Origin of the sequence: Streptomyces sp. NPDC058086 (assembly GCF_042885015.1) — a bacterium.
Classification (GTDB): Bacteria; Actinomycetota; Actinomycetes; order Streptomycetales; family Streptomycetaceae; genus Streptomyces.
In genome coordinates, this window is the sequence record NZ_JBHVST010000051.1 from 60,589 (window position 1) to 83,870 (window position 23,282).

The following is a 23,282-nucleotide window of genomic DNA, read 5'->3' on the forward strand; positions in this document are numbered from 1 at the left end:
GCAGGGTACGTGGAGGCGACGTATCGTGGCGGGAAAGGAGTGCCGCCCAGGGCCGTGGGCCGCAGGCGTTCGTTGGTCGCGCGGCCCCGTACCGGTACGCGTACGTGAGGGAGACGGCCATGGCCGATCCCAAGGGATTCATGACCACTCCGCGCGAGGAGTACCCCCGTCGGCCCGTCGAGGAACGGGTGCGGGACTGGAACGAGGTGTACGTCCCCGGTGCGCTGCTGCCGATCATCAGCAGGCAGGCCGACCGCTGTATGGACTGCGGCATTCCGTTCTGCCACGACGCCTGCCCGCTGGGCAATCTGATTCCCGAGTGGAACGACCTCGTCTCGCGCGAGGACTGGCGGGCGGCGAGCGACCGGTTGCACGCGACGAACAACTTCCCCGAGTTCACCGGCCGGCTGTGCCCGGCGCCCTGCGAGGCGGGCTGTGTTCTCGCGATCAACCAGCCCGCGGTGACGATCAAGAATGTGGAGGTCGCCATCGCCGACCGCGCCTGGGCGGACGGTTTCACGCCACCGCGTCCACCGGACCGGCTCTCCGGCCGTACGGTCGCGGTGATCGGGTCGGGGCCCGCCGGGCTCGCCGCGGCGCAGCAGCTGACCCGGGCCGGGCACACCGTCGCCGTGTACGAGCGGGCCGACCGGATCGGTGGGCTGCTGCGGTACGGGATCCCCGCGTTCAAGATGGAGAAGCGGCATCTGGACCGGCGGCTGGAGCAGATGCGGGCGGAGGGCACGAAGTTCCGGACGTCCACGGCGATCGGCCGGGACCTCGGGGCGGCCGAGCTGCGGGCGCGCTACGACGCCGTCGTGCTCGCGGTGGGCGCCACGGCGTGGCGCGAACTGGACGTTCCGGGGCGGGAGTTGGCCGGCATCCATCAGGCGATGGAGTATCTGCCGCTGGCCGACCGGGTGTGCGAGGGGGATCTGGAGGTCTCGCCCTTGTCCGCGGTCGGGAAGCACGTCGTCATCGTCGGCGGCGGTGACACGGGCGCCGACTGTCTGGGGACCGCCGTGCGCGAGGGCGCCGCGTCCGTGACCCAGCTCGACATCTATCCGCAGCCGGAGGCCGAGCGCGACGAGGACGTCGAGCCATGGCCGACCTACCCGAAGATCTACCGGCTCTCGGCCGCGCACGAGGAGGCTCGGGACCTGGAGACGGCGCCCGCCGCGGACGCGGACGCGCGCCTCTTCGCGGCGTCCACGCTCCACTTCACCGGGGACGCGGACGGGCATGTGCGCTCCCTGCATCTGGTCGAGGTCGACGAGCGGCGCCGCCCGGTCCCCGGTTCCGGGCGGACTCTCCCCGCCGACCTGGTGTTGCTCGCTCTCGGCTTCTCGGGGCCCGACCGGCACGACGGTCTGATCGACCAGCTCGGCCTGGTCCTCGACGCGCGGGGCACGATCACCCGCGACACCGACTTCGCGACCAATGTCCCCAAGGTGTACGTCGCCGGGGACGCGGCCCGCGGGCAGTCGCTCATCGTGTGGGCCATCGCCGAGGGGCGGGCGGTGGCGGCGGCCGTGGACCGCGCGCTGGCCGGGACGTCGCAGCTGCCGACGCCGATCGGACCGTACGACCGCCCCATGACCGCGTAGGGCTCGGCCGGTCGGTGCGGGAGACCCGGGGGCTGCGAAGCCGTGCGGGTCAGCGGCGTTCGTCCGTTCCCGCCACCTTCGCCGTGGACAGCGCGACCCGGTTCCAGGTGTTGATCGTGAGGATGAGGGCCAGGACGTGAGCCAGTTCCTGGTCGTCGAAGTGGGCGGCGGCCTCCGTGTAGACGTCGTCGGGCACACCGGCGTCGGCGACGCGCGTGACCGCCTCCGTGAGGGCGAGGGCCGCGCGCTCCCTCTCGGTGAAGAAGTGCCGGGCCTCGCGCCACACCGGGACCATGTGCAGCCTGTCTTCGCTCTCGCCGGCCTTGCGGGCGTCGTTGGTGTGCATGTGGAGGCAGTACGCGCAGTGGTTGAGGTGGGAGGCGCGGATCTGGATCAGTTCGACGAGGGCCGGGTCGAGCCCGTCGCGGGCCGCCGCGTCGAAGCCGACGAGGGCGCGGAAGACCTTCGGGGCGGACTTCGCGAAGTCGAGGCGAGCGGGAACGGTGGCCGTCGTGTTCATGGTGTCCCTCGCGTTCGTCGTGTTCGTGTTCGTCGTCATGACCATGAATCTACGGACCGGAAAGACCGGCTGTAGGGTGCATTTCCATGGCGGAATCATGGGTCAATTCTGCGGAGAGGATCGGCGCCGACCTGCATCTGGAGCTGTCCGGGCCGGGCGGCCGGCGGGCCGCGCTGATCCGGGCGCTGCGCGAGGCCGTACGCGGTGGCAGGCTCGCCCCGGGCACCCGGCTGCCGCCGTATCGCTCGCTCGCCGCCGACCTGGGCGTGGCCCGCAACACGGTCGCCGACGCGTATGCCGAACTCGTCGCCGAGGGCTGGCTGACCGCCCGGCAGGGCTCGGGCACCCGCGTTGCCGAGCGCGCCGAACCACTGGGTGCCCCGGAGCGCGTACCGAAAAAGGCACCTCCACGCGCGCGTGGACCGCGACACGATCTGCGGCAGGGGACACCTGACGCCTCGTCGTTCCCGCGCGCCGCCTGGCTCGCCTCGTACCGGCGGGCGCTCCAGCAGGCGCCCAACTCGGCCTTCGGGCCCGGCGATCCCGCGGGCCGTGTCGAACTGCGCGAGGCCCTCGCCGAGTACCTGGCACGCGCGCGTGGCGTGCGCACCGAGCCGGGACGGATCGTGATCTGTTCGGGCTTCGCGCACGCCCTGCGGCTGCTCTTCCCGGGCGTGTTGCGCGGACCGCTGGCGGTCGAGTCGTACGGCCTCGGCTTCCACCGCGAGCTGCTGGCCGCCGCGTCGGTACGGACCGTGCCGCTGCCGCTGGACGAGGACGGCGCCCAGGTGGGCGAGTTGGGCCGGGAGCGGGCGGTCCTGCTCACGCCCGCGCACCAGTTCCCGACCGGTGGCCCGCTGCACCCGGAGCGGCGGGCCGCCGTCGTCGACTGGGCACGTGCGCGTGGCGGCGTGATTCTGGAGGACGACTACGACGGCGAGTTCCGATACGACCGCAAGCCCGTCGGCGCCGTGCAGGGACTGGACCCCGAGCGGGTCATCCACATCGGCTCGGTGAGCAAGAGTCTGTCGCCCGCGCTGCGGCTCGGCTGGATGGTCCTGCCGCGGCGGTACGTCGACGCCGTCCTCGCCGTCAAAGGCGAACGGGAGGCGTGGGCGAGCGCCCTGGAGCAGCTGACGCTCGCGGACTTCCTCGCCTCCGGGTCGTACGACCGTCATGTCCGCCGGATGCGGCAGCGGTATCGCGGGCGGCGTGACCGGCTCGTCGCGGCCCTCGCGGAGCGGGCGCCGCACATCGAGGTGACGGGGATCGCGGCCGGGCTGCACGCGGTGCTGCGGCTGCCGCCGGGCACCGAGCGGTCGGCCGTCAAGGCCGCGACCTGGCAGGGCGTCGCGCTCGACGGGCTCGCCGGGTTCCGGCATCCGGAGGCGACGATGTCCGCGCCGGACGGGCTGGTGGTGGGTTACGCGACGCCCTCGGAGCATGCGTACGGGGCGGCGTTGGAGGCGTTGTGCGGGGCGCTGCCGCCGGGTCCTTAGACACCCTCTTGGCCGACGCCCCGCCAGGTAAAGCGTTTGTCGCGTAAAGCGTTTGTTGCGTGAAGCGTTTGTTGTTTTGTTGCGTGAAGCGTTTGTTGTCGTGGTTCTACGGTCTCGGTCTTCTACCGCTGCAAGTAATCAATTCAGCACCAATTTATTCAGCACCAATTTCAAGAGAGTTCAGGAAAGGAGGAAGTCCGCCACCCCCTCCTTGGCGCCTTGGATGAACGCGGTCATCTCACCGGGTGTGTAGATCAGCGCGGGTCCGTCCGGATCCGCCGACTGGCGGACGGCGATTCGCCCGTCCGCGAGCTTCATCGCCTCCAGGCAGTTGCCGCCGTTGCCGCCGCTCCACGGTTTGTGCCAGCCCTCGCTGCCCAGTTCACGGGCGGGCATCCCGTTGTAGATCCGCTCGTCGCGGATCCGCTCATTGCGTATCCGCTGCTTGATGTTGTCCATTCACAGCTCCTTGCGGAAATCCCGGAGGATCTCCTTCGTGCGATGTGCCGTGGCGGCCTGAGCCGCCATGCGGTCCATGACCTCGAGGTGGGTCGCCACCTCGGAACGCTCGTCCAGATAGACGGCGCCGGTCAGGTACTCGCTGTAGACCATGTCCGGGAGTTCCGGCATGGCAAAGCGAAACAGCACGAAGGGCCCGTACGTGCCGGGGTGCGGTCCCGTGGAGAACGGGACGACCTGGAGCGTCACGTTGGGCAGTTTCGTGGCCTCGATCAGCTTGTCGATCTGGGCGCGCATCACCTCGGGACCGCCGACGGGGCGGCGCAGGGCCGTCTCGTCCATCACGGCCCAGATCCGGGGTGCGCCTTCACAAGTGAGCAGATTCTGGCGTTGCATGCGCAGCGCCACATGGCGCTCGATGTCCTCGGGTCTGGTCTGGCCGATGGCGCCCGACTTCAGGACGCCACGGGCGTACTCCTCGGTCTGCAGGATTCCGGGCACGAAGTGGGGTTCGTACGAACGGATGAGGGTGGCGGCGCCCTCCAGGCTGACGTACATCGAGAACCAGCCCGGCAGGATGTCGTGGAAGCGCTGCCACCAGCCGGGCCGGTTGGCCTCCTCGGCCAGTTGGACGAAGGCCTCGGCCTCCTCGTCCGACACCCCGTACGACTTCAGCAGGAGCTGGAGGTACGGGATTTTGAGGGCGACTTCGGCCATCTCCATCCGGCGGACCGTGGCGGGCGCGACACGCAGGATGCGCGCCGCCTCCTCACGTTTGAGACCCGCGCGTTCCCGTAGGTCCAGCAGGCGCCGGCCGAGGACGACCTGGCCGACCGTCGGCGCGGACCGCGGTTCGCTCACGTCCCACCTCCACTGAGTCCCGAACAGACGCTGCTGCGACGGTCGATGCCGTTGTGAACGGTCGGACGCCGTTCTGAACGGTTCTGAACAGGTACTGCGTCATGACAGACCGGACGGCGCCGTTCGGGGTCCTCTTCGTCTTCTTCGACTTCTTCGACGATCCCAACTGGCGCCGCTCGGCGTGCTGTTGCCAGCAGTGTGCCACGGCACTTCTCAGAGTCACACGGCACTCTGCAATTTTCAGAGTGACACTTGCCAAGTGTTCACGGCGGGGAGATAGTGGCAAGCGTGATTCCGTCCGCGCCCTTAGGAACAGACGCCGCCGAGGACCGCTCCGGTCTGCGTGCCGCCGCAGGGGTGCGCCCTGGCGCCGCCGCGCGCCGGTTCCGCTTCGAGTTGGCCGCACACCCGGGTTCCGTGGCTCAGGCCCGGCACCTGACGCGCGCCCGGCTCTCCGGCTGGGACGTGTCCGACGACACCTGTGACACGGCGGTCCTCGTCGTCTCCGAGCTGGTCACCAACGCCATCGTGCACAGCGCGAGCGCGCGTGTGGTGTGCGAGCTGCACGACGGGGACGACCTGGTGCGGATAGCCGTACGTGACGAGGGATGCGCCCCTGATGAGCCGCACCCCTCGCCGCAGCGTCCCGAGGAGGAACACGGCAGGGGGCTGCTGCTCGTCACGGCCGTGTGCCGGTCCTGGGGCGCCCAGGACACCGCGCCGGGGCTGCTGGTCTGGGCGGATCTCCCGCGCTCCCCGGCCGCCGACGCCACGGGTGCCGCAGCGGCCCGCTCCGACCTCGGATGGGGCGCGAGGAAGCCACCGGCCGACGGCCGGGGCACCGGGACGGAAGCGTCCTGGGGAACGGAAGACTCCTGGGGGACGGAAGGGTCCTGGAGGAGGGAGGCGTCCTGGAGGAGGGAAACCTCCTGGGGGACGCGGACCATGGGGGTCCCCCCGATCGGGCGAAGCCGGGATCGGGGAAGGCTGTGAGGGGTACGTCGGCGACAGGACCCTGTGCTCAGGTCCTGAGCCTGGACACGCTGGTCCGCCTGAGGCGCGAGCAGACGGCGTCCAAGGCGCTGCGACGTCTCCCCGTGCCCGAGGGCATGACGGTACCGCTGGGCTGCGACGCGGTCGCGGTGCCCGCCCGGTTCGGACCCCTGCTGATGACCCGGCTGCCCCGGGTGGGCTGTGTGTACGCCGACGGGGCGCACTGGTGGTGGCTCGTGCCCTCCGAGTCCGATGTGGCCCTGGACTGGCCCGCACCCGCCCACTACGCCGCCGGGGCGGTCGTACCGGACACCCCGCACGCCCCCGGCCTCATCCACAGGCCGGCCGGCACCCTGCCGTACACCCCGCCGATCCCCCTCTATCTGGCCCTGTGCCGGGTCATCGGTACGACACCCGTCTGGTCGCGTCCGATCAGCGCGTAGCCCTCCTGTCGACGATCAGCGCGTAGCCCTCCTCTCGACGATCAGCGCGTGACTCTCGGTCGCCGAGCGGCGCGTAGTCCTCCGGTTCGGGGGCTGGCGAGCGTGTCCGAAGTGCGCCGGTCGCCACCCGTACTCGGCCGTCACCACGAGTGGAGTGCCGTGTTCCTGGGGAGGGCACCGTTCATCCGTTCCCGGGGAGGCCGATGGTGGGAAAAACCACAGGGAAAGCGCGCAAGAAGAAACGCGACGACGACAAACCGGCGCCGTCCGCCTCCGAACACCTGCTCTTCGGCGGCCCGCTGCGCTATGACATGGGCTGGTCCCAGCACTCCGAAGCGTTCCTCGAGCTGAACTTCCGCGCGATGGTGACGCGGCTGCCGTCCCTGCTCGCGTCCAGTTTCCGGCTCGCCTGGACCGCCGACCGCCGCGCCGCCCGGATCGTGGTGTCCGCCGAACTGGCCCGGGGCGCGGCGCAGGCGGTGAGCCTGCTGGCCGTCAACATCGTGCTGGGCCGGCTGATGACGAGCGGCTCCGTCGGGGACCGGCTGCACGGCGCGGTCCCGGCGCTGATCACGGTCGCCGCCGTCATGCTGCTCGGCGCGCTGCTGCGGGCGGCCTCGACGTATGCCACCGGGCGCCTGGAACCCAAGGTGGAACGCGTCGCCACCGAGCTGTACCTGGAGCGCGCGGCGGCCGTCGAACTGTCCGCGATCGAGGACGACGCCTTTCACAAGCTGCTGGACACCGCGCAGTACGGTGCCTCCTCGGCCCGCCGCATGATCGCGATCGCCACCCGCGTGGTGAACGCGATGATCTCGCTCATCGCGGCCGCGGGCGTACTGACCGTGCTGCACCCCGCCCTGCTGCCGCTGCTCGTGACGATGACCCTGCCGAGCGCCTGGAGTTCCCTGACGATCGCCCGGCGCCGCTACGAGTCCTTCCACACCTGGGTGCAGCACGCCCGCGCCGGGCATCTGATCAGCAGTCTGCTCACCGAGCCCGCGGCGGCCCCGGAGATCCGCGTGCACGGCGTCGGCCCGTTCCTGCTGCGTCACTTCCGCTCGATGTCGGAGACCGCGGAGGCGGAGCAGGCCCGCCTGGCCCGTCTCTCCGCCCGCACCGGCCTGGTCGCGGCGGGCTGGACGGGCATCGCCACCGTGGCGACGTACGCGACGCTCGGCGGACTGCTGCTCGCCGGTGCGATGGCACTCTCCGTCGCCGGTACGGCCGTCATCGCGATCCGCACCGGCTCCGCGAGCCTCGACACGCTCGTCCTGGAGGTCAACTCCCTCCATGAGGAGGCCCTGTTCGTGGGCGATCTGCAGCGCCTGTACGTGGAGGCGGCCGAGCGCGCGATCCCGGTGGGCGGCGAGCCGCTCCCCGACGATCCGAGCGAAATCCGCTTCGAGAACGTCACGTTCACCTATCCGGGCGCTTCGACCCGTCCGGCGCTCGCGGACGTCACCCTCCGTCTGCCGCTCGGCAAGATCGTGGCGCTCGTCGGCGAGAACGGCTCGGGCAAGACGACCCTGGTGAAGCTGCTCGCGGGCCTGTACGCGCCCGAGCGGGGCCGGATCCTGTGGGACGGCGTCGACGCGGCGACCGCGGACCGGCAGCAACTCGCCGAACGCATCGCGATGGTGGCGCAGGACTTCAAACGCTGGCCGTTCACGGCCCGTGTCAACGTGGCGGTCGGCCGTGCCTCGGCGCCGCTGACGGACGAGCGCGTCACCTCGTCGGTGACGGAGGCCGGGGCCCAGGACGTGGTCGCCGACCTGCCCCGCGGCCTGGACACGCTGCTGGCCCGCGGTTTCAGCGGCGGGCACGAGCTGTCGGGCGGTCAGTGGCAGCGGCTGGGCATCGCACGGGCCGCGTACCGCCGTGGTCGCATCCTGATCGTGGACGAGCCGACCGCGGCGCTCGACGCCCGGGCCGAGCTGGAGGTCTTCGACAAGATCAGGGCCCTGGCGGGCAGCGGGCAGACGGTCGTCCTCATCACCCACCGGCTGGCCTCGGTCCGCCACGCCGATCTGGTGCATGTCCTCGACCAGGGTCGCCTGGTGGAGTCCGGCAGCCCGGACGAACTGCTGGCGAAGGGCGGTGTCTACGCCGAGCTGTACTCCTTGCAGGCCGAGCAGTTCACGACGAAGGTGCCCACGAAGATTCCTACGAAAGTACCCGCTCCGACAGTGCCCGCTCCAAAGGTGGGCTGACCTCGGCCGGCCTCACTCGACGAGTTCCCCGGCACGCACGATCACCAAAAACGCGTCCGAGGCGAGGTCCATGACGACCTCGGCGGCCTGCCCCTGAAGGCGGCACGCCTGCGCGAACTCCTCGGCGGGCCACGAACCGCGCGGCCCTCCGGCGGGAAAGCGCTCCAGCACCATTCGCCCGTTCACCCTGCACCTCCATGTAGCGCGCCGTACTCATGACGCGTACTCATAGAGTTAAACGCCAAAGGCGGGGTGAACGGCTCGGTCAGTGACGGTACTGAGACATAGTCAACACTCGTTCACTACTCCGCTGTGAGGGAACTCTCGGCCTGTGCGCGTTTCATTTCATGAGTTTTCCCTTCTCGTACCTTCTTGTCATTCCTCGTACTCGTCGTGGTACCGGATCCGCTCGCTGCCCGCCGGCGCCCCCAGTGCCGAGGCGCGCCCCCGGGGCACCTCCCACTCCTCCTGCCTGCCGAGTGCCGTGAGATCCAGCAGGGTGGTCGTGGAGCCGAGTCCGTCGAGGCCGCGCTCGTACGTCGAGTAGGTGTGGAAGACCCGGTCACGGTCCCGCAGGAAGCAGCTCACGCCCGGCCGCTCGTAGGGCTCGTCGTCGACCTCGACGGACACCCTGAAGTCGTAGTTGAAGTCGCTGTCGTACGACGAGTACCAGGGCACCGTCCAGCCCATACGGGCCTTGAAGGGCAGGATCTTCGTGTACGGCGCCCGGGACACGGCGGCGAACTCCGTGTCCCGGGCCCGCAGATGGGCGAGGTGGCCGATCTGGTCGAGGAAGGCCGAGCAGCTGCGGCAGCCCGCGTCCCACTCCGGCGCGAACATGAAGTGGTGGACGACGAGTTGGTGGCGCCCTTCGAAGAGGTCGAGCAAGGCCGCTTTGCCGTCTCCGCCCTCGAACACGTACTCCTTGTCGATCTCGACCATCGGCAGCCCGCGCCGCTCCGCGTTGAGCGCGTCCCTTGCGCGGGTCGCCGTCTTCTCCTTGACCAGCAGCTTCTCGCGCGCGGCGCGCCACTCCTCGCTCGAGACGATCTGCGGAAGCGTCATGTGCCCCTCCTCCGGACGGAACGGTGCCTTCGCAGTGGTGACCGGGCGCGGGAGCGGAACTCATCGGCGCCGGCGGAGAATTTCTGGATTCAGTACGTCACCGGGAGCGCGAGCAGGCCGCGGGCGCGCAGGGAGGGCCGCCATCGCAGCTCGGCCGGGTCGGCGGCGAGCGCGAGGTCCGGAAGGCGTGCCAGGAGCGCGGACACGGCGATCTCCGTCTCCAGGCGGGCCAGCGGCGCGCCCACGCAGTAGTGGATGCCCCGGCCGAGGGCGAGATGGCCGGAGGCGTCCCGGTCGAGGTCGAGGCGCTCGGGGTCCGGGAAGCGGGCCGGGTCCCGGTTGGCCGCGGCCAGGGACAGCAGAACGGTCTCGCCCGCGGGCACGGTGACCTCGCCGATCGTCACGTCCTGTACGGGGAAGCGCCGGATGGCGAGCAGCGCGGGCCCTTCGTGGCGCGCGAACTCCTCGACCGCGTCGGGGAATCGCTCCGGGTTCGCGCGCAGGGCGGCCAGCTGGTCGGGATGGGTGAGCAGTCCCAGGATGGCGTTGCCGATGAGCTGCACGGTGTTCTCGTAGCCCGCGAAGAGGATGAGGAAGGCGAGCGACGTCAGCTCGTCCTCGGTGAGCCGGTCGCCCTCGTCGCGCACCGCGATCAGGTCGGAGAGCAGGTCGTCCGCCGGCTTCTTCCGTTTGTCCGCGAGGAGTTGGGTGAGGAACCCGAGCATGGCCACGACCGCCTCCTTGGCGGCTCCGGGACGCGTCGGGTCCGGCGCGACGAGCACGTCGGTCCAGGCCCGGAAGTCCCGGCGGTGCTCCTCCGGAATGCCCAGCAGGTCGCAGATGACGGTGATCGGCAGGGGCGCGGCGTACGCGGCGATCAGGTCGGCGCTGCCGTGCGGTCCGAGCGCGTCGAGGAGCCGGTCGGCGGTTTCCCGCACGGGTGTGCGCAGTTGCTCGACGCGGCGCGAGGTGAAGGCGCGGACCACCAGACGCCGGATGCGGGTGTGGTCGGGCGCCTCCATGTTGAGGAGGTTGGCGTCGAGGGCGGGCGGCAGCGACAGCCCCTGGTAACTCCCGGGCAGCGCATGCCTCTTGTCCACCGAGAGCAGCGGGTTCGCGAGCGCCTCGCGGACGTCCTCGTACCGTGTGACGAGCCAGGCGGGGTTGCCGTCGGTACCGGCGACGCGATGTACGGGCGCGGTGTCGCGCAGGCGGTCATAGACGGCGTACGGGTGGTCGATGAGGCCTTCTGCGGGGTCCATGTCCTCCACCCTAGGCAGAGTGGATCAGGTGTCGTACTCCTGAATCCGACTGTCGTGGTCCCGGTCGACGAGCGCGGGCAGCCGCTCCCCCATCTCCCTGACCGTGGCGGGCAGATCGACGGTCAGCAGCACACGGTCGCGCATCAGGACGCGTCCGTCGACGATCGTCGTCGTCACGTCCGCGGAGCGGGCGCTGTGGACGAGGGTGGCGGCGAGGTCATGCACGGGCTGGGTGTGCGGGCCGCTGAGGTCGACGAGGACGATGTCGGCCCGCCGCCCGGGTGCGAGGCTGCCGATCCGCTCGCCCAGGCCGACGGCCCGCGCGCTCTGGAGCGTCGCGTGGTGCAGGGCTTGACGGGACGTCAGCCATCGTGGGTCGCCCTCGGCGGACTTCTGCACGAGTGAGGTGAGCGCCATCGACTCCCACACGTCCAGGGAGTTGTTCGACGCGGCCCCGTCCGTGGCGAGTCCGACGGGGACGCCGATCTCACGCAGGGCCCGTACCGGGGTCGGGCCCCAGGCGAACTTGAGATAGCCGCGGGGTGCGGTCGCGACGGCGACGGGTCCGCCCGCGCCCGCCAGCACCGGCAGGTCGCGTTCGACGATGCCGGTGCCGTGCGCGATGAGCAGACCGGGTTCGTTGTCGAGGAGCCCGGCGCGCTGGAGGATCTCGATGGGCGTGCGGCCGAACCGGGCCAGGCTGGTGTCGGTCTGGCCTCGGCTCTCGGCCGCGTGCAGGTGCACGGGAAGGCCGTGCTCGTGGGCGAGGGTCGCGGTCGCGGCGAGATCGGCGCCGTCCACGGTGTACGGGGCGTGCGGGGCGAGGGCGGTGGTGATGCGGCCGTCTGCGCCGCCGCGCTGTCGCAGCGCGAACTCCAGCGACTTCTCGCGGCCTTCGGCGCCCTGCGAGGAGAAGAAGGCCTCGCCGAGGTGCGCGCGCAGTCCGCTCTCGGTCACCACGGCGGCGACCGCGTCCATCGAGAAGTAGTGGTCGGCGAAGCAGGTGACGCCTCCGCGGATCATCTCGGCGCAGGCGAGCCGCGCCCCCAACTCCACGTCCCTCTGCGTGAGGTTGGACTCGATGGGCCAGATGAAGTCGTTGAACCACTCCTCGGCGGGCAGGTCCTCGGCGATCCCGCGCAGGGCGGCCATCGGGGTGTGCGTATGGCAGTTGATCAGGCCGGGCATCGCCACCTGGCCGCGCGCGTCGATGCGCAGGGCGGCGTCCGGAAGGGGCGTCTCGCGCGTGACCGCCTCGATGACCCCGGCCCGTACGACGATCGAGGCGTCCTCGACGAACGCGATCTCCTCGTGCTCGTCGTGCACGAGCGCGGTGCATCCGGTGATGAGGAGGTCGGCGGGGCCCGCCGCGGACGGGGTGGTGGCGGACGGGGCCGGGACGGACGGCGTCATGGCGTCACCGTACGACGCGTCGGGCTCCCGGCGCTCAGCCCGCGAGCGGAACAGGGGGCGCCTGCCTCTCCTTCACCGCCAGCCCCGCGCGTTCCCGTCCTTCGGCCAGTTCGTCGAGGAGTTCGGCGATGCGTTCGGAGTGCTGAGGGGTGAGCCGTCCGGTGTCGTCGAGCTGCACGGCACACGCGGTCGTGGTGTCGACGAGGCGTTCGAGGGTGGCCGCGACCTCGTCCGTTCCCTCGGCGTGCCGGGCCAGGGCGGGGAGTTCGGCGGCGGCGAGGTCGATCGAGGCGCGGGCCTCGGCGAGCGCGCGGTAGGCCTCGCGGCGCAGGGCCCAGCGGCCGGCCCGGTCGTCGGTCGTGCCGTCGTCCAGTACGTGGGCGAGGTACATGTGCGCGGCCTCGGCGGCGCGGGTGAGCCGTGCCCGTACCCCTCCCCCGCGCTGTCCGAGCGCGGGCAGATGTCCGACGAGCAGCACGATCGCGCAGGCCAGCAGCGTCTCGCCGATCCGGCTCCAGGAGGCGCCCGGCTCCCCGCCCACCATGACGAGGGAGAGGACGAGCACGGTGACGACGGCGGTCTGCGCCGCGAAGTGCCGGGTGGCGACGGGGATCAGAGCGCCGCACAGCGCCACCAGGGCGACCAGCCCGGCGGGGCGCGGGAGCAGCGCCGCGAACCCGGCGAAGACAACGGCGCCGAGCACGGTCCCCGCCGCCCGGCAGATCACGCGTGAGGCGAGCGGTCCGAGGTCGGGCTTGACCAGGAAGACGGCGGTCGCGGGGAGCCAGTACCAGTGCGCGTGGCTGCCGTACCAGCGGGCGTGGTGCAGGGCCTGCGCCACGGCCGCGCTGGCGCCGAAGCAGAGGGCGACCCGGAGCCCGTACTCGCGTCCTGCGGAACCGAGGGCCGTGCGGGCGAGGGACGTGCCGGTACGGCGCCGCGTGTGCAGCGCGTTGTCGTCGCCACCCCCGTCGAAGGCGTCGGCCGCGTGCAGGAGTGCGTCGTCTAGGGCGCGCAGGGCCGGTGCGGAGCGTTTGGGCGCGGGCAGCGACCCGGTGTGTGTATCGGTCCGTACGGCGAGGGCGAGCCGCCGCGGCCCTTCGGCGGCGCGTGCGGGCACCGCCTCGCCTGCCCAGGCGAGCGCGGTGGCGGCCTCGGCGAGCGGGAGCGAGGCGGCGTACTGCGCGTGCAACCGCCGCTCGGCCGCGGAACTGGCGTACCGCCGCAGCCGGGGCCCGCCGAGCGCGTCCTGGGCGTGGTCGAGCGCGGCGGTGAGAGCGACCCGGCGACCGGGCGCGTCCGGCCCCCCGACCGCTTCGAGCAGCGCGGCGACGGCGTCGTACACACTCCCGACGGCGTCCCGCTCACCGTCGAACCGGTAGTCGCCGGCGGTGGCCCCGGGTGTGGGCAGCGCGAGCCGCAGCGCGAGCAGCCACCCGGCACCGGCGACGAAGATGAGCGCACGCTGCCAGCCGGGCTCGGGCAGCGGCATCCCGGCCCCGATGGCGGCGGCGACGAGCAGTTGCGTACCCGCTCCGCTCGCGACGGGCCCGACGGCGCTGACGGCTCCGGCGAGCAGCCCGAGCACGGTGAGAAGAAGGGTGAGCGTCACCGCGCCGACGTGCTGTCCCGCGTACGACCCCACGAGCAGCCCGCCGGCTCCCGCGAGCGCCGGCACGCCGAGCCGCCTGACCGCGGCCCTACGACTGCCCGGGCGGTCGTTGATCCCGGCGAGCATGGCGCCCAGAGCGGCGACGACACCGACGGACGTACGCCCGCTCAGCACCGCCACGAGCAGCAGCGGCCCGGCGGCCAGGGCGCCCCGCACGACCGCGCTCCAGGGCACGGGGCCGCGCTGTGCGCGCAGGGCATGGGCGAGCCAGGGTGGTACGGCGGCACTGAGGCGGGACACGGGGCTCCTGTCGGGCGAGGGCGGGGGCGCCTTCGGGCGACGTCGGCCGGGCGGTGTACCACCTACGGTAGATCGCGTTGCTGGAGGAAATGGAACGTATGTATTTCCGGAAGGTGACGCATCGCGAGGATGCCGCGTTCTTTATGAACGCAACTGCCGGTCGGCCGGACATGAAGCCGGGGATGAAGCTGGAGATCAAGCCGGGCATGAAGCCGGGGATGAAATGGAGCGGGTCCGAGGGCGTAGCCGGCCCCCGGACCCTTGTGATGCCACCCATGTCACACGCCGGCACGCTTGAGAACCCAGGTCAGTCGTTATGTCGCCGCGTCCTGCCTTTGGACCACCACGCATCGAGCTGCGCGGACTGGACTTGAACCAGCATTTCGGCGTCCCGGGGCCTGGGCCCGGTCGATCCGGCGATCGGCGGCGAATGCTGAGTCTGGAGCAAGAGTCTGAGTTTGATCACGGTCTGCCTCTGCCGAGTTGGGCTACCGCGGCGCGTGGGCACTCGGTGGAGTGCCGTGTGGTGCCGCGGGGAGGACTCGAACCTCCACTGGAACCGTGCATTCACGACAAGCTTCAGGTTCAGCTTGCGCTCCTCGCGCACCCCGGCCGTGGTGCGTTGTGGCCGGGGAGTTCTAGAGGCTACCCGAACAGGTAGCCGAACACGGAGTCCCCGACACGCTGGTCGACGACGTCCACGCCGTTCGCCTCTTCCCGGGCGAACTTGACGGCCTGCTGCAACTTCTCGACCCGGTCGAGCAGTTCGTTCACGCGCCGCGCGGGCAGGGCGCCGGAGAACTTCACGGTCGTCCAGTACCCGACGGGAATGTCCTCGTAGTACACCTCGACCTGGGCGGGATGCTTCTCGGTGGCCTCGGCCTTGACGTGGTTGCGCGGCACCTTCTTCGTACGCAGCGTCCGCACGGGCTCGGTCTTCCACGCGTCCGTCGACGGGTCCTGCACCCACGACTCGGAGGCGTCGAGAACGGGCAGCTTCCTCACGAAGGTGTTGAGATCGGTGAGCTGCTTCTCGAGGAAGAGCAGATACGACACGGGCACGTCGGCGACGAGGACCCGTCCGTCCACCTTCACATCCGCCCGGGCCGTGCAGTTCGCCCAGTCCTTGGTGGCGGTCACGTCAAACAGCCGGGTGAGTGTCCCCGCGGTCTCCCGCAACACGTCCTCGGCCTGCACCTGCACCCGCGTCGACTCGGGCGGCAGCTGCTCACCCTCCTCGTCCTTCGGCTGATAGGTCCGCGAGATACCGGCCAGCAATGCGGGCTTCTGCAGCCCGTGATGAGCGGCCGTCAGGTCCTGATGGGACTTGGACTTGATGCCCTTCTCCACTGCGATGATCTGATTGAGTTTCGCCACGTCGGTGACGGTAGCAGTGGCGGCGGGGGCTTTTCGAAGGGGTTATTCGACTCCGGATTCCCGGGCCCGGGTGACCCCGGCGTCCAGGACCTCCTCGGCCCGGATGACCGCCGCGTCCGAGACCGCCTCCGCCCGCCCGAGTGTGTGCACCAGCCCTTCCGGCGCGGGGCGGCGGCGCGCGAGGCCGCCCGTGGCGCGTGATCTCGATGCGATGGAACGGACACTCAACACCCTTGACCACGGGGCCTGTTCACGGGGAGTGGATGCGTGTGGGATTGGCGCCGGACCTCAAGGTCATGGCCGAGGGCATGGTCAAGGCGTCCATGGGAATGGTCACCACGGTGATGCCCGGCGCCCGGGACACCGCCATCGCGCTCTTTCACGAACTGGACCGGCAGCACGGCATGCCGGGGACGACGACGCGGGTCACGCGTTCGCGAAGGTGTACAGGTCGGCCGCGGCCACGGCCCTCGACAAGATGGGCTTCAGCTCCTACGTCATGGGCGAGACCGGCAGAGGGCTGATGCGCAACGCCCGTGAGTTCATGGCGCGCGAGAGTCACATCGCCTCCGAGATCCTCAAGAAGCAGGTCGACCTCACGCCGGGAATGGGCGACCCGGGGACGGACTGCACGGAGAGCTTCCTCGGCCTGGGACAGGAGCTTCCCGAGGTGGTCGGCGACACCGCCTGGTACGACCAGTACGCGCCCGGCGGCATGAGCGACCGCTTCCGAGGCTCCCCCGAGAAGCTGCGCGATGTCGCCGGCTCCTGGCGTGCCGGCGGGAAGATGATGCTGCGCTTCCTGGAGGACGCCCAGGCTTACGCGCACACAGCCGACAAGGCCCACTCCGGTGAAGCCGCCGACGCGTTCCGCCGCTACTTCGCCGGGTTCGTCGGCTTCGCCGCCCCACCGGACCAGGCCCAGCAGGACGAGACCCTCGTGGCGAACCTCGTGGCGGCCTGCAACCAGCTGGCCAAGGCCTGTGACCAGTACGCCGACCATGTCGAGTCGGCGAAGCAGCAGATCCAGCAAAATGACCTGGACCCGTTCCACATCGACGCGCCGTGGGACTCGCCCATGTTCGGCGGGAACGGCGACGACGGCGGGCTCAAGAACGCGGTGCTGAACGATCCCTGGATACACCGCCTCGGGGATGTCGCCCACGCCTTGGACGAGTCCGAGAAACGCGTCAAGCTGCCGAACGGGTCGGACAGCCCGCCCGGCCTCCCCGGGCTGCCGCTGCTCCCGATACCCGTTCCCATACCTGTACCGATCGTGCTCGCCTCGTACCGCGGCCAGGCCCCCGGCATCCTGCCGATGGGCAACAAGGTCGACCCGTCGATCCCCGCTCAGGACCCCATCCCGCCCCAGCCGGGCACCACCCGCATCCTCGGCCCGGGCGAACAACCGCAGTTCCGGACCTGGCTCAACTCCCTCAGCACCGGCGGCTTCGCGGGCGGCGGCGGCCCCACCAATCCGGACAACGCCTACCAACTGCGCATGGCGGGCTATCCGGAGCGGGAAGTCCCCCTCGAAGGACGCAAGCGCGGTCTGATGGTCGACGGCATACGCCCCGCGGACGGCTATCTGGTCGAGGCCAAGCACGTACGCGACCCGGACTGCAAGAAGCGGAGCTTCCGCAGCATCGAACGGGTCAACGAGACGCTCGCCAAGCCGGTGAAGGTCGACGCCAAGGGCAACCCCACATGGGACCCGGTCATCGATTCCATGAACGGCGTCACCGGCTCCGCACGGTACGTACCTTGAGATCGAGGAATCCAGTGACAGCGCAGCGCAACGTCAGGACCACCTTCGGCTTCTATCCGCCGGAGAACAACGAAGCCGCCTGGCAGTCCAGCCTGGACACCTTCATGGCAGCGCTCGAGCGTGGCTTCCCCGACGCGGTCCTGGAGACTCGTGTGGATCCCCTGCGCGGAACGAGCGTGGTGGACTTCGACATCGAGGTGGCACCGGAGGTCTGGGTCACGGGCAGCGCGGCGATGCCTTCCCCCGACTACGCCTACATCACCCTCGGCAGCGTGACCGCCGACGAGGCGGCTCTCTTCGCCGTGTGGCTGCGCGACTCCTACGTCCCCTCGCCAACCTGCGTGCGCTTCACCAGCAGCGCGGCGATGGAGAACGGCGACGAGACCCCGGAGCCGCTGCCCGCCGTCGGCGGTACGGCCGAGGTGGAGGCCGTACTGCGCGGCCACCTGGTGGCTGCGGGGGCCGTGTGACCGACGCGGATCCTGCCGCCCTCAGCTGCCGGACCACTCGGCAGATCCTCGGATCAGCGCTCGTTACCGAGCGGCGAGACGTTCGACGATCTCGACGGCGACCAGGAAATCGGTAGACGAGCGTGCCGAACGCCGCGGTGTCGGGTGGGTGCGCAACGCCCGCCGGGCGAGGGCGCTCGAGCTTCCTCCGGCCGCTGGAAGGCCGGAGTCGGGGGAAAGTCGCATGCGCCCCCGTCCGTCCGCCCACATCATGGGAAGGTTGCCCGCCCAGCCGAGGATTCCTGGAGTTCCCGTGCCCGCACGCGTCACCGTACCCAGTCTCTTTCCGCCTCCCGGCTACGCTCACGCGTCGGTCGTCGAGGCGGGTACGCGGCTCGCCTTCCTCGCCGGGGCCGTGCCGCTGGACGCGGCGGGGAAGATCGTCGGCGTGGGGGATCCCGTACGGCAGGCCGAGCAGGTGATCGCCAATCTCGGCGAACAACTCCGCGCGGTGGGAAGTGACTTCGCACACGTGGTGGCGACCGATGTGTATGTCGTCAGCGATGAGCCGAGGGTGCTGTCCGACGTGTGGGCTGTCGTCGAGGCGTCCGGGCTCAGTACGGGGCCCCACTCGTCGACGCTGCTCGGGGTGGCCTGCCTTGGGTACACAGGGCAGTTGGTGGAGATCACGGCGACGGCGGTCGTACCCGAGCCCAGGTTCGAGTCCACCCCCACCCTCACCCCCACGTCCAAGCCCGAGTTCGGATCCGAGTCCAAGTCCAAGTCCAAGTCCGACGGCCGCGACTAGGGTCTGTCCGGCCGATCACGGCGGAGACGCGGGGCGGCTGCGCCCCGGGGACCGTCTCGTCGAACACGAACTGGCCGAGTGTTTCGGGGTCTCACAAGTTCCCGGGCGCGAGGCGATCCGCGCGCTCGTCACCGAGGGGTATTCAACTGCTCTGCGTTTCCTGCGGATTACTGCGGATTACTGCGTGTGAGCGTGCGGGAGTGGGCGCGTTCTCTTTCGCCTGCTCGTGATGGAGGGGCCGTTTGAATGTTCGGGGTGGGAACGGGTGACCTTTGCCGTGGTGGTTCGTTGATCTCGATCGGCTTCCGGGCTACGGACGATGGCCGGGCCGTTCGTCGCTCCGGGCCCGTCCGGTGTGGCGGTACGCGGCCGGCTCAAGCATCTGACGGCCGAGGATGAGAGGGTGCTGCGGCTGGTCGGCGCGCACCTCGGCGCGCTGGCGTCTCGGGATCTCAAGGCGCGGTGTGCTGATGGCCTGGAACACTCCGCGGACGCGTGGGCGGTGCGCAAGCGCGGGCTGACGCCGTTGTCGTCGTCCCGCTGGGCCGGTGCACTCACCAAGGCCTCGAATGATCAGTGGGCGCTTGCACGGCGTTGCCAGGCAGCGCACTGATCTCCGTCATGGAGCCAGTCGACGGCCGACTGCGCTGGCTCACCCGGCAGAACGAGGAGTGGCTCCAACTTCTCACCGAACACGACGAGTTGTACGAGTCCATCGCCTCCGGCGACCCGGAGCGCGACCGCGCGCACGCCCTCGCCCACGTCCAGGCCAACTACCGGTCGACGGTGCGGCACCTCTTCGGCGAGACAGAGACTCCCCGAGCCTGAAGTCGGCTAACGCAGGGCGTACTTGTCCGTCGCCGCCACCAACGCCTCCACCACACCCCTCGCCCCCATGGTGTGCCCCACGTCGTCCACGACGATCAACTCGCTGTCGGGCCAGCCGTGGTGGAGCCGCCACACCGTGCCCAGCAGGTTCCCGAAGTCGAGACTGCCCTGGACGAGGGTGCCGGGGATGCCCTTCAGCAGGGGCGCGTCGCGGATCACGACGCCTTCGTCGTTGCCTTCCCCCAGGAAGTGGTCGTTGCCGAAGTAGTGCGTGACGGTCCGCGCGAACGCCATGCGGAACTCCGGGTCCTCGTAGCGCTTCTCCGACCGCGGCGGCGCGGGAACGATCGCCGTCTCCCAGTCCGTCCAGGCCCGCGCCGCCCGCGCCCGCACCTCGGAATCGGGCGATTCGAGCAGTCGGCTGTACGCGGCGGCGAGGTTCCCGTCCCGCTCTCCCTCGGGCAGTTCGGCGAGGAACCGCTCGAAGGCCTCGGGGAAGAACCGCCCAAGTCCCCTGGTCAGCAGGGCCACTTCGGAATTCGCGCCGGTGGCCACCGCGGTCAGCACCAGTTCGGAGACGACGTCCGGATGCGTCTGCGCGTACCGCAGCCCCAGCGCCGATCCCCACGACACGCCCCACACCAGCCACCGCGGGATGCCCAAGTGCCGTCGCAGCAGCTCCAGGTCGCCGATCACATGCGCCGTCGTGTTGACGGCCATGTCCGTCCCGTACGCGGCGGCGTGCGGTGTGGAGCGTCCGCAGCCGCGCTGGTCGAGCAGCACGATCCGGTACTCGGCGGGGTCGAAGTAGCGCCGGAACCAAGGACCGCAGCCGGACCCCGGACCGCCGTGCAGCATGACGGCGGGCTTGCCGTCGGGGTTCCCGCAGACCTCCCAGTACACGCGGTTGCCGTCGCCGACGTCGAGCATGCCGTGGTCGTACGGTTCGATCTCCGGATACAGGCCCATCGGGCGAGGTTACCCGTCGTACGGTCGTGTCGTCAGCCCGGCCGCCCCGGCCGCCGTACGCAGCACGTCCCGCAGCATGGCGGGCGTCAGCCGTCCGGTGAACGTGTTGCGCTGGCTGACGTGGAAGCACCCGAAGAGCTCGACGGATCCCGCCGCCTGACCGTCCTGCGCCCCCAGGGAAACCCTCGCCCCGTGCGCGAACACCGGCCTGGGCCGGGGCACCGTCCACCCCGCCGCGGCGAAGGCGGGCAGCGCGGCCTGCCAGCCGAAGGCTCCCAGCACGACCACCGCCCGGAGCGTGGGCCGCAGCAGCTCCAACTCCCGTACGAGCCAGGGGCGGCAGGTGTCCCGTTCGCCGGGTGTCGGCTTGTTGGCGGGCGGCGCGCAGTGCACGGGCGAGGTGACGCGTACGCCGTACAGCTCCAGTCCGTCGTCCGCGCTCACCGAGGTCCCGCGCGAGGCGAGCCCCACGTCGTGCAGCGCCGCGTAGAGCACATCCCCGGAACGGTCCCCCGTGAACATCCGTCCGGTCCGGTTCCCGCCGTGGGCGGCGGGTGCGAGCCCGACGATGAGCAGCGAGGCGTCGGCCGGTCCGTAGCCGGGGACCGGGCGGCCCCAGTACGTCTGGTCGGCGAAGGCGGCACGCCTGGTACGGGCGACCTCCTCGCGCCACGCGACCAGCCGCGGACACGCCCGGCACCCGGCGATCCGAGCGTCCAGATCAGTCAGTGCGTCCAGATCACGCAGATCACCCAGTGCGCCCAGGCCGTCCTGACCGCCCAGGCCGGCGACGATGCCGGGATCGCTGCTGCCTGCCGGGCTGCTGTCCATGCCCCCACCGTACGACCGGGCGCCCGGCCCTCCCCCCGGCCCTGCCCCCGGCGGGTCAGTCGGTGGGCTGTTCGGCGGGGCGCAGCCCGGCGGTCCACTTCTCCTCGATCCGGCCGAACTTCCACACCGCCATGGCGACGATCCAGGTCACGAAGAACAGTCCGACGATGACGAAGCCGAGGACGTTCAGGTCCAGACCCGCGACCCAGTCCCAGAAGACTCCGTGCAGAGCGAGCTTCTCCGCGAGCAGCCCCAGCAGTTCCACGGTGCCGATGATCAGGGCGACGGCGACGGACAGACCCGTGATGGTGAGGTTGTAGAAGACCTTGCGGACCGGCTTGGAGAACGCCCAGCCGTAGGCGAAGTTCATGAAGGACCCGTCGATGGTGTCCAGCAGCGACATACCCGCGGCGAACAGCACCGGCAGGCACAGGATCGCGTACCAGGGCAGGCCGGAGGCGGCACCGGAACCGGCGAGGACCAGCAGGGCGATCTCCGTGGCGGTGTCGAAACCGAGGCCGAAGAGCATGCCGAGCGGGTACATCTGCCACGGCTTGCTGATCGACTTCATCAGCCGGCCCAGGAGGCGGTTCATCAGCCCGCGATTGTCGAGCTGCTCCTCCAGCGCCGCCTCGTCGAAGTGCCCGGTGCGCATCTGGCGGAACACCTTCCAGATCCCGACGAGGATGAGGAGGTTGATCCCGGCGATGAGATAGAGGAAGACACCGGAGACGGTCGTACCGATCATGCCGGTGACGCTGTGCAGCTGGGAGTTGTCGTCCCGGACGGGTCCGGCCAGCGCCTTGACGCCCAGGGACAGCAGGAGGGCCAGCGCGAAGACGATGCTGGAGTGCCCGAGCGAGAACCAGAAGCCGACGGAGAGCGGGCGCTTGCCCTCGCCCATCAGCTTGCGGGTGGTGTTGTCGATGGCGGCGATGTGGTCGGCGTCGAAGGCGTGCCGCATACCGAGGGTGTAGGCGGTGACGCCGATCCCGATGCCGAAGCTCTTGGTGCCGATGCTGTAGTGCTCCGGGGCCACGATCACCACCAGGATGAACCAGCCGATGACGTGCAGCGCGAGGACGAAGGCCGCCATGCCGCCGAGCCGGGCCCACTCCCTGCGGGTCATCGAGGTACGGATCCGCTGCAGGCGCGAACCCGCCGAGGCGGCGGGCTGCGGGGAGGCGGGAGCCGGGACGGTGACCATACGTGCTGTCCTTACTGCCTGGTGCGCTTCCTGCTGCGCTTCCTGCTGCGGGCTTCCTGCTGTCAGCGCAAGCGCCGAAGCCACTCTCTGGCACAGAGGTCGCAGCTGCAACAAATTCGCAGTAAAGCCATCGGGACATGCCGGGCCCGGACTCTTCTAGAGTCGAGGCATGGCTTCTGAGGGTGCGGACGTCGAGCGGAACGACGAGAAGATCGACGAGAAGGTCGACAAGGAGAAGGCGGTGGCCGCCGCTGAGGCCGCCCGTCCCGCGGGCGGCGAGAGCGTGCGGGTCGACAGCTGGATCTGGTCCGTACGTCTGGTCAAGACCCGCTCGGCGGGTGCGACCGCGTGCCGGGGCGGACATGTCCGGGTGAACGGGGAGCGCGTCAAACCCGCGTACGCCCTGCGGGTCGGCGACGAGGTGCGCCTGCGGCAGGGGATCCGGGAACGGGTCGTCGTCGTGCAGCGGGTGATCCGCAAGCGGGTCGGCGCGCCCGTCGCCGTCGAGTGCTACGTCGACAACAGCCCGCCGCCCCCGCCGCGCGAGGCGGTCGCCCCGGCCGGTGTCCGCGACCGCGGAGCGGGCCGCCCGACCAAGCGCGACCGCCGTGAGATGGAACGCCTCCGAGGCGTCGGAGGCCCCGACTCGCCCTGACCCGAGGGTGTCCCCGTACGACGTCGGGGGGGGCCCCGGGGGGTTTGGGGGGCCCCCCCCTGCGTAGGGCCGGGGGCGGCGGGCCCCGGGTCTAACCCGCGCCCGCCCCCCCCCCGCCCCGGGACGTTATAAAAAAAACCAAC

The 23,282-nt window shown here is 70.6% G+C and carries 22 protein-coding genes and 3 pseudogenes; 13 read left to right on the forward strand and 12 right to left on the reverse strand.

The window, feature by feature from the left end; all coding sequences use genetic code 11:
* Positions 1 to 119: 119 nt before the first annotated feature.
* Positions 120 to 1,607 (forward strand): glutamate synthase subunit beta, encoded by a 1,488-nt coding sequence (locus tag ACFVWD_RS32605; protein ID WP_389601315.1) that lies wholly within the window; start codon positions 120 to 122, stop codon positions 1,605 to 1,607.
* Between the two features lie 49 nt (positions 1,608 to 1,656).
* Here ACFVWD_RS32605 and ACFVWD_RS32610 read toward each other — a convergent pair whose 3' ends face one another.
* Entirely contained in the window at positions 1,657 to 2,166 is a 510-nt protein-coding gene (locus ACFVWD_RS32610; RefSeq protein ID WP_389601317.1) for a carboxymuconolactone decarboxylase family protein, read from the reverse strand.
* 47 nt (positions 2,167 to 2,213) lie between these two features.
* On the opposite strand from ACFVWD_RS32610, the gene ACFVWD_RS32615 reads away from it, so the two are divergent.
* Positions 2,214 to 3,626: a PLP-dependent aminotransferase family protein gene (locus ACFVWD_RS32615; RefSeq protein ID WP_389601319.1), complete on the forward strand. Its 1,413-nt coding sequence runs from the start codon at positions 2,214 to 2,216 to the stop codon at positions 3,624 to 3,626.
* Positions 3,627 to 3,806: 180 nt separating this feature from the next.
* On the opposite strand, the gene ACFVWD_RS32620 is transcribed toward ACFVWD_RS32615, so the two are convergent.
* Both ACFVWD_RS32620 and ACFVWD_RS32625 read right to left on the reverse strand, forming a co-directional pair.
* The gene (locus ACFVWD_RS32620) at positions 3,807 to 4,085 is read right to left on the reverse strand and encodes a DUF397 domain-containing protein (RefSeq protein ID WP_101405759.1); all 279 of its coding nucleotides are present in this window, start codon (positions 4,083 to 4,085) and stop codon (positions 3,807 to 3,809) included.
* Complete coding sequence (locus ACFVWD_RS32625; RefSeq protein ID WP_389601321.1) at positions 4,086 to 4,946, reverse strand: helix-turn-helix transcriptional regulator; 861 nt, start codon at positions 4,944 to 4,946, stop codon at positions 4,086 to 4,088.
* Between the two features lie 288 nt (positions 4,947 to 5,234).
* Between ACFVWD_RS32625 and ACFVWD_RS32630 the strand changes: the two genes are divergently transcribed.
* The 3 genes from ACFVWD_RS32630 (at position 5,235) to ACFVWD_RS32640 (ending at position 8,595) form a co-directional block, all read left to right on the forward strand.
* The gene (locus ACFVWD_RS32630) at positions 5,235 to 5,939 is read left to right on the forward strand and encodes an ATP-binding protein (RefSeq protein WP_389601323.1); all 705 of its coding nucleotides are present in this window, start codon (positions 5,235 to 5,237) and stop codon (positions 5,937 to 5,939) included.
* On the forward strand, positions 5,936 to 6,382 hold the full coding sequence (locus ACFVWD_RS32635; RefSeq protein ID WP_389601325.1) for a hypothetical protein: 447 nt from the start codon (positions 5,936 to 5,938) through the stop codon (positions 6,380 to 6,382). The genes ACFVWD_RS32630 and ACFVWD_RS32635 overlap by 4 nt, the downstream gene beginning before the upstream one ends.
* Before the next feature lie 203 nt (positions 6,383 to 6,585).
* Positions 6,586 to 8,595: an ABC transporter ATP-binding protein gene (locus tag ACFVWD_RS32640; protein ID WP_389601327.1), complete on the forward strand. Its 2,010-nt coding sequence runs from the start codon at positions 6,586 to 6,588 to the stop codon at positions 8,593 to 8,595.
* A 12-nt stretch (positions 8,596 to 8,607) separates the two neighbouring features.
* Here the strand turns inward: ACFVWD_RS32640 and ACFVWD_RS32645 are convergent, their stop codons facing one another.
* The 5 genes from ACFVWD_RS32645 to ACFVWD_RS32665 all read right to left on the reverse strand — a co-directional run bounded on the left by ACFVWD_RS32645 (position 8,608) and on the right by ACFVWD_RS32665 (position 14,247).
* Positions 8,608 to 8,781, reverse strand: a complete 174-nt coding sequence (locus tag ACFVWD_RS32645) for a hypothetical protein (protein WP_095855250.1) — start codon at positions 8,779 to 8,781, stop codon at positions 8,608 to 8,610.
* Between the two features lie 189 nt (positions 8,782 to 8,970).
* Positions 8,971 to 9,660, reverse strand: coding sequence for a DUF899 domain-containing protein (locus ACFVWD_RS32650; RefSeq protein WP_389601329.1), 690 nt, complete (start codon positions 9,658 to 9,660; stop codon positions 8,971 to 8,973).
* An 89-nt stretch (positions 9,661 to 9,749) separates the two neighbouring features.
* On the reverse strand, positions 9,750 to 10,922 hold the full coding sequence (locus ACFVWD_RS32655; RefSeq protein WP_389601331.1) for a cytochrome P450: 1,173 nt from the start codon (positions 10,920 to 10,922) through the stop codon (positions 9,750 to 9,752).
* Between the two features lie 24 nt (positions 10,923 to 10,946).
* Positions 10,947 to 12,335 (reverse strand): amidohydrolase, encoded by a 1,389-nt coding sequence (locus ACFVWD_RS32660; protein WP_389601332.1) that lies wholly within the window; start codon positions 12,333 to 12,335, stop codon positions 10,947 to 10,949.
* Between the two features lie 34 nt (positions 12,336 to 12,369).
* Positions 12,370 to 14,247 carry an FUSC family protein gene (locus tag ACFVWD_RS32665; protein ID WP_389601334.1) on the reverse strand — a complete coding sequence of 626 codons (1,878 nt, stop codon included), beginning with the start codon at positions 14,245 to 14,247 and terminating at the stop codon, positions 12,370 to 12,372.
* A 77-nt stretch (positions 14,248 to 14,324) separates the two neighbouring features.
* On the opposite strand from ACFVWD_RS32665, the gene ACFVWD_RS32670 reads away from it, so the two are divergent.
* Positions 14,325 to 14,621 carry a hypothetical protein gene (locus ACFVWD_RS32670; protein WP_389601336.1) on the forward strand — a complete coding sequence of 99 codons (297 nt, stop codon included), beginning with the start codon at positions 14,325 to 14,327 and terminating at the stop codon, positions 14,619 to 14,621.
* 271 nt (positions 14,622 to 14,892) lie between these two features.
* Here the strand turns inward: ACFVWD_RS32670 and ACFVWD_RS32675 are convergent, their stop codons facing one another.
* On the reverse strand, positions 14,893 to 15,624 hold the full coding sequence (locus tag ACFVWD_RS32675) for a hypothetical protein (protein WP_054235966.1): 732 nt from the start codon (positions 15,622 to 15,624) through the stop codon (positions 14,893 to 14,895).
* 442 nt (positions 15,625 to 16,066) lie between these two features.
* Here ACFVWD_RS32675 and ACFVWD_RS32680 point away from each other — a divergent pair, with 442 nt between their 5' ends.
* The 6 genes and pseudogenes from ACFVWD_RS32680 to ACFVWD_RS32705 form a co-directional block, all read left to right on the forward strand.
* Positions 16,067 to 17,392 (forward strand): restriction endonuclease fold toxin-2 domain-containing protein, encoded by a 1,326-nt coding sequence (locus tag ACFVWD_RS32680; RefSeq protein ID WP_389601338.1) that lies wholly within the window; start codon positions 16,067 to 16,069, stop codon positions 17,390 to 17,392.
* A gap of 14 nt (positions 17,393 to 17,406) precedes the next feature.
* Complete coding sequence (locus tag ACFVWD_RS32685) at positions 17,407 to 17,862, forward strand: hypothetical protein (protein WP_389601339.1); 456 nt, start codon at positions 17,407 to 17,409, stop codon at positions 17,860 to 17,862.
* A gap of 292 nt (positions 17,863 to 18,154) precedes the next feature.
* Positions 18,155 to 18,553: pseudogene (locus ACFVWD_RS32690) on the forward strand (RidA family protein); the annotation flags it as partial.
* Positions 18,501 to 18,839 carry a GntR family transcriptional regulator gene (locus ACFVWD_RS32695; protein WP_389601341.1) on the forward strand — a complete coding sequence of 113 codons (339 nt, stop codon included), beginning with the start codon at positions 18,501 to 18,503 and terminating at the stop codon, positions 18,837 to 18,839. The pseudogene ACFVWD_RS32690 and the gene ACFVWD_RS32695, both read left to right, overlap by 53 nt.
* A gap of 129 nt (positions 18,840 to 18,968) precedes the next feature.
* Positions 18,969 to 19,259 (forward strand): annotated as a pseudogene (locus ACFVWD_RS32700) (IS200/IS605 family accessory protein TnpB-related protein); the annotation flags it as partial.
* A pseudogene (locus ACFVWD_RS32705) lies at positions 19,253 to 19,477 on the forward strand (FCD domain-containing protein); the annotation flags it as partial. The pseudogenes ACFVWD_RS32700 and ACFVWD_RS32705, both read left to right, overlap by 7 nt.
* A 6-nt stretch (positions 19,478 to 19,483) precedes the next feature.
* On the opposite strand, the gene pip reads toward ACFVWD_RS32705, so the two are convergent.
* From pip to ACFVWD_RS32720, 3 genes are read right to left on the reverse strand one after another with little or no spacing between them, the layout of a single operon-like run.
* On the reverse strand, positions 19,484 to 20,446 hold the full coding sequence (pip, locus tag ACFVWD_RS32710; RefSeq protein WP_389601343.1) for a prolyl aminopeptidase: 963 nt from the start codon (positions 20,444 to 20,446) through the stop codon (positions 19,484 to 19,486).
* Positions 20,447 to 20,455: 9 nt separating this feature from the next.
* Entirely contained in the window at positions 20,456 to 21,277 is an 822-nt protein-coding gene (locus ACFVWD_RS32715) for a uracil-DNA glycosylase (protein ID WP_389601345.1), read from the reverse strand.
* 55 nt (positions 21,278 to 21,332) lie between these two features.
* Positions 21,333 to 22,406: a HoxN/HupN/NixA family nickel/cobalt transporter gene (locus ACFVWD_RS32720; RefSeq protein WP_385375760.1), complete on the reverse strand. Its 1,074-nt coding sequence runs from the start codon at positions 22,404 to 22,406 to the stop codon at positions 21,333 to 21,335.
* Positions 22,407 to 22,653: 247 nt separating this feature from the next.
* Here ACFVWD_RS32720 and ACFVWD_RS32725 point away from each other — a divergent pair, with 247 nt between their 5' ends.
* Complete coding sequence (locus ACFVWD_RS32725; RefSeq protein ID WP_389601347.1) at positions 22,654 to 23,139, forward strand: RNA-binding S4 domain-containing protein; 486 nt, start codon at positions 22,654 to 22,656, stop codon at positions 23,137 to 23,139.
* Positions 23,140 to 23,282 lie beyond the last annotated feature (143 nt).